This window comes from Echinicola sediminis, assembly GCF_054777495.1.
Genome location: NZ_BAAHAP010000178.1, coordinates 1 through 4,539 on the forward strand (window position 1 = coordinate 1; position 4,539 = coordinate 4,539).

The following is a 4,539-nucleotide window of genomic DNA, read 5'->3' on the forward strand; positions in this document are numbered from 1 at the left end:
GTGGTCAATATCACCGGAATTTTACCCTCCGACCAACATTACCACCCTAAAACGGCGTGGTCAACATCATCGGAAAAAAGTGGTCAACATCACCGGAACAGGTGGTCAAGATGGATCGGAATATACAAGAAATGGACAAAAAAGAGAACCAGGCTAAATAGAAACGTTTTTTGCATAGGAAAAAAGAATTTAAGTAACTGTTAACTTTTAAAACAATGGCAGATAAAGATAGTATTAAATTTTAAGTTTGTTATTTTTTAAACATCACCGTAAACTATGGCCCAGTGACCTCCGTTTTATATAGAATGTCATCACAAAGTAGCTTTATCTGATTTTGATGGAGCTGTTGATACTAGATTGGAAGATTTAGCCTTAGTCTGTTCCAATTGTCAGAGAAGGTTACACAAAAGCTTTGAGACCTTATCAGTTGGAAGCTTAAAATCACTGCTTAAATTATAAATTTTCTTGTAGCATAAATCTTTATAGAATGCTTCAATCTAAAATCACGAATAATCGTCAACAGAATCTTCTCCATCCCATTCTCTTCCAAGTGTTAGATTAAACTGCTTTTGAGCTCCATTTAATTTAAAGAAGGTGCCCATGCTTTCATGGATAAAATTATTCCCTGCGATATATATTTTTGCCAGTGCATAGGGTTTTATACCAATGCCATTTGTTATAACAAAAAGCTCATCGAAAGTACTATTGATTTCTGCAGTATCAACTATCGATTCTCCATATTTATTTCTAGAAAATACACTTCCTTTTTCTAATCTTTGCGCATATTCAATCAATCCTTTTTCATTGATTGAAGCAGGACAGTTTGGGAATTCATTTGGTGTTTTCCAGTTTTTTTGTTGGGCATTGGGTGTTTTTGATGTAATTATAAGTTCTTCCACATTTGATAAATCATTATTCGGATTTATCTTTCTATATACCCATTCTCCTAATTGACCACCTTTTGAAATTTTCCCTTCTTTCGCCCAATTCAGTAAATTGTTTTTTGCGTTCTCTGCCTCTTCTTTGGTGACAGTTCTCATCCAAGAGAAATTTTGCTCAAGATTACCGTTAAGGGGCTTATTGGGATTGGAAAGAAAATTATCAACACTGCCGTAGTTATAAATAATTCTGGATAGGGAGATAGGATTTAGTAGTATATTTTCAAGCCTTGTTACCCATCTCAAGTTTTCTGGTCTATTGTTTCGTTTATTGGTATCAATATGATCTATTACATGAGATTCTGATGGTTGATTTCCATGGAAAGCGGTCGCCACAATTCTATGCACCGTTTCTGATGAATGGTACATATACCCTTTTTGTTGATCGACCTTTCCAAAAGTCCATTTTTCGTCCAGAGATCTTTTTCTTTTACCAGATTTTTGAAGTCTACAAACGGCACCATTATCCCTTACCCGATAGACTTCTTCTCGGTATTCACAGGTTTGCTCAATTTCAAATATGTCAATCAAATCGTTTTTCACTTTCTATTTGGCGGATTTTGTTTTTTTTCTTTTTACCCTTTATCATTTTTTTTACTTCATGCACAGTATATGGAGGATTCCTGCGATGCATTATTGCATGGCAATTAGGACAAACTGGTATCAAATCTCTTACAGGATCGAGTTGGTATTCTTTTCCTATACTAGCAATCGGTCTAAGATGATGGACATGGATAAAATCTTTAAAATCACTTCCATAATGATCTTCAAAATTAAACTTACATACACTACAAGAGGAACCATGGTGGTTTAAACATAATTTTCGCGCTGCACTATTCCTTTCATATAAATTTACAAGAATACTTTTCGAACTTCCTTCAACATATAAGCTGTTTCCTGTCAGTTCTTCAGGAATAATTTGATCACTTGAATGCGTTATAAGTTCAGTATTTTGATAACCATATTTCTCCAATCTTTGACTAGCAACGGATAATTCTTCAGAGGTAAAGAGTTCTCTCCAGGGCTCTCTGAGCACTAGGGCCTCCAATGAAATATCAAGTCTGCCTTCGTTGACCAAAGTAATAAAACCCTTTGTTGGTGGCTTATTTATGGCTTTAGGGTTTAGCCATGATTTGGCAGCTTTTACGCCGCCATCTTTTCTGATTTTTTGCAAGAAACGGGTGGCATTATATCCGCAATATTTTTTTGCGGCTTCATAAATTTCAAATGCCTTGTCATTAAATTTACTTTCCAAATTATCATCCATGGCATAAAAGTGTTTTGAAAAAAGAAACAATAAAATTAAACTTTTTCATCACTTTTAGGAGTCATTCTGCTTATTCTATCTCGATACCAGTTGATTATAATCAGTAATTGTAGAACTATTATACCTCCTAAGGCGTATTTTAAGGGAAATGGATAAAACAACTGAAAGATGATAGGTACAAAAAATATTACTATTGTAACTAAACTCCCAGAAATGCTACTGGTATAGATTAATTGTTCATTTTCGTCATCCAAAACATCGAAATGCATAATCAGAAAAGTATTAAACAACCATACCGGCGTAGAGATGGAGGTCGCTAGCAATATTAATTTGACTGTTTCAAGTTCCAAAAACAAAGGCCTATTAAAGGCATATATCATCAAAATCCCTGAACCTAATGTGGAAACCATTAGGATGATAATCGTCATTGCTGCGGGAAGCTTAATATTCCCTAATTCAAACGGCATACTTTCGAATGTTTGCTCATAAAATAATTAATGCAATACTAAAAACTACATCACTTAATAATCTCCCAATTATCCCAATAATACCCAATCTCATTATCCAAGGTCCCAATGAAGAGCCTCTCATTCCTGATTTTAAATGTGACCCTAAAGCGATCATGTAACTTGATATCTTTGATGGCATTGGTATGGACCAACTCATCTACTTTATTTGCTGGTAGGATGACCACAGATTTATGTCTGTTTGGATGGATCATCACAAAAACATAAAATACATTCCCTGCATAACCCCGCTCAAGCGCTACCTTACGCATATCAAAAATATATGAGTTCTGGGAATTTAAATTCGATGTCTTTACCTGAAGGCTAAACAGTTTATTGTCCCTGGTTGCGATGATATCCATCCCCACGTCCACACTCATGATACTGGCATTATATCCGCGGAATAACAGCTCAGCGGTTACATAGTGCTCTCCGGCCTTGCCGATAAATCCTCCCTGTACCTTCTCCTTCTTTTTAGGAGCCAATGATTTTACCTCTTCCTTTTTTACAGGAACTGATAGGTTAGGATTTAAACCATAAGTACCAGGCCCTGTTTTGATAAATGCGGATGTCTCACCTTTGGAATTGATATCGGTGATCAACTGGGCATTCATGGAAGATTCAGGCGTTTTGCCATCAGTGACCAATATCCCTTGTTCCAATGCCCTTTTGGTTATTTCTTTATAATGAAGGGAAGATTTATGCTCTACCAAAACCTGTAGTGCTGCTTCTTTAAATTTGTTCATGGGGAAATAATTACGTAAACCATTTTTGATTATGTCCTACACACAGCAAGTTTTCTATCATATAGCATGGTAAGTGTCTAAATACTTTTGAAAAAACTGTTTGGGGAACGCTACGTTGTCCCCTTAAGGCCTTTCCATCTACTAATCCACGTTTTACCAATTCCTTTGCCCCTGCTAATGTTCCAGTTTGCAAGTATACAGCTTTAGGGTAACACGATTTGGATAGACCAATTCTTTGAGCGGTATCATAACTCCATAAATCACCCAATCCAAAGACTTTATTTTTCACCTCTTCAGTAATCCCAAAAATATCCTCGAAGGATTTGGCTTTTTCTAAAGCTTCATAGAAGGGAGCTTGAAGCAATAGTTCAGCCCCTTCTTGACACTTTTTCTTGCCTACACGATTTTGATGACCCGCAAACATGGTTTTATTATTACCACAACCTGTTGTATTGTTCGGAACTACTGCTTTTCCAGCATTTTCTACGACCTCCTTAAAATTTGGTAAGTTTTTATAAAACTTTTCCAGATCGTAATAATGCTCAAAAGCAATCAAGCTTTTTTCTCCAATATCATCTTTTTTCCAATCTTGAGATAAAGCTTTAAGGTACCTGTTTAAAACCTCCTCATCCTGAAAAGTCCGTATCCCATGCTTAATATTAGGAATAATATACTCTCGATTAGGAATATATTCAGCAATCTCCTTAGGATTGACAATCTGGTTTTTCTTTTCCTTATCCTTGGGCTTAGTAGAAGTGGCCAATAAAAAATCCATATCATTCAAACCCTCCGGCCAAGGGATGTCTAGCTCACCTGATTTGGTCATACTAAATAATGAAGGGTTTTTAACAAATACATCATATCCATCATCGTTCTTTTTCATCTCCGTTTCCCAACTTTCTCTTAGACTATTCTTATCCTCATCGGAGAGCTCAGGATTAAAAAGTATTCCACATACACACCACGCACTACTTCCTTTAATAAAATTATTAGTATCGCTCCCTCCTTCAACATCCGATAGCTTCTCAACGAGGTCTACGATATCTTTAACATCTAGATCACCTTTTTCAAAACCCACCACC

The 4,539-nt window shown here is 36.0% G+C and carries 6 protein-coding genes; 1 reads left to right on the plus strand and 5 read right to left on the minus strand.

What is annotated here, in order from left to right; genetic code table 11:
* The first annotated feature begins 300 nt into the window (after nucleotides 1-300).
* Nucleotides 301-459, plus strand: coding sequence for an HNH endonuclease (locus ACYVAA_RS22255; RefSeq protein WP_460546155.1), 159 nt, complete (start codon nucleotides 301-303; stop codon nucleotides 457-459).
* A 44-nt stretch (nucleotides 460-503) separates the two neighbouring features.
* Here ACYVAA_RS22255 and ACYVAA_RS22260 read toward each other — a convergent pair whose 3' ends face one another.
* The 5 genes from ACYVAA_RS22260 to ACYVAA_RS22280 form a co-directional block, all read right to left on the minus strand.
* Complete coding sequence (locus ACYVAA_RS22260) at nucleotides 504-1,481, minus strand: HNH endonuclease signature motif containing protein (RefSeq protein WP_460546145.1); 978 nt, start codon at nucleotides 1,479-1,481, stop codon at nucleotides 504-506.
* A complete protein-coding gene (locus ACYVAA_RS22265) occupies nucleotides 1,462-2,205 on the minus strand; it encodes an HNH endonuclease (protein WP_460546147.1) in 744 nt (247 codons plus the stop codon). Before ACYVAA_RS22265 ends, ACYVAA_RS22260 begins: the two co-directional genes overlap by 20 nt.
* 35 nt (nucleotides 2,206-2,240) lie before the next feature.
* Nucleotides 2,241-2,672 (minus strand): hypothetical protein, encoded by a 432-nt coding sequence (locus ACYVAA_RS22270; RefSeq protein WP_460546149.1) that lies wholly within the window; start codon nucleotides 2,670-2,672, stop codon nucleotides 2,241-2,243.
* A 50-nt stretch (nucleotides 2,673-2,722) separates the two neighbouring features.
* Nucleotides 2,723-3,457: a winged helix-turn-helix domain-containing protein gene (locus ACYVAA_RS22275; RefSeq protein ID WP_460546151.1), complete on the minus strand. Its 735-nt coding sequence runs from the start codon at nucleotides 3,455-3,457 to the stop codon at nucleotides 2,723-2,725.
* 10 nt (nucleotides 3,458-3,467) lie between these two features.
* On the minus strand, nucleotides 3,468-4,539 hold a 1,072-nt coding region (locus tag ACYVAA_RS22280; protein WP_460546153.1), incomplete at its 5' end, for a hypothetical protein.

What these genes read in the sequence shown, in the direction of transcription:
- ACYVAA_RS22270 (WP_460546149.1), bottom strand. Translation starts at nt 2,672, where the DNA reads ATGCCGTTTGAATTAGGGAATATTAAGCTTCCCGCAGCAATGACGATT.
- ACYVAA_RS22275 (WP_460546151.1), bottom strand. Translation starts at nt 3,457, where the DNA reads ATGAACAAATTTAAAGAAGCAGCACTACAGGTTTTGGTAGAGCATAAA.
- ACYVAA_RS22265 (WP_460546147.1), bottom strand. Translation starts at nt 2,205, where the DNA reads ATGGATGATAATTTGGAAAGTAAATTTAATGACAAGGCATTTGAAATT.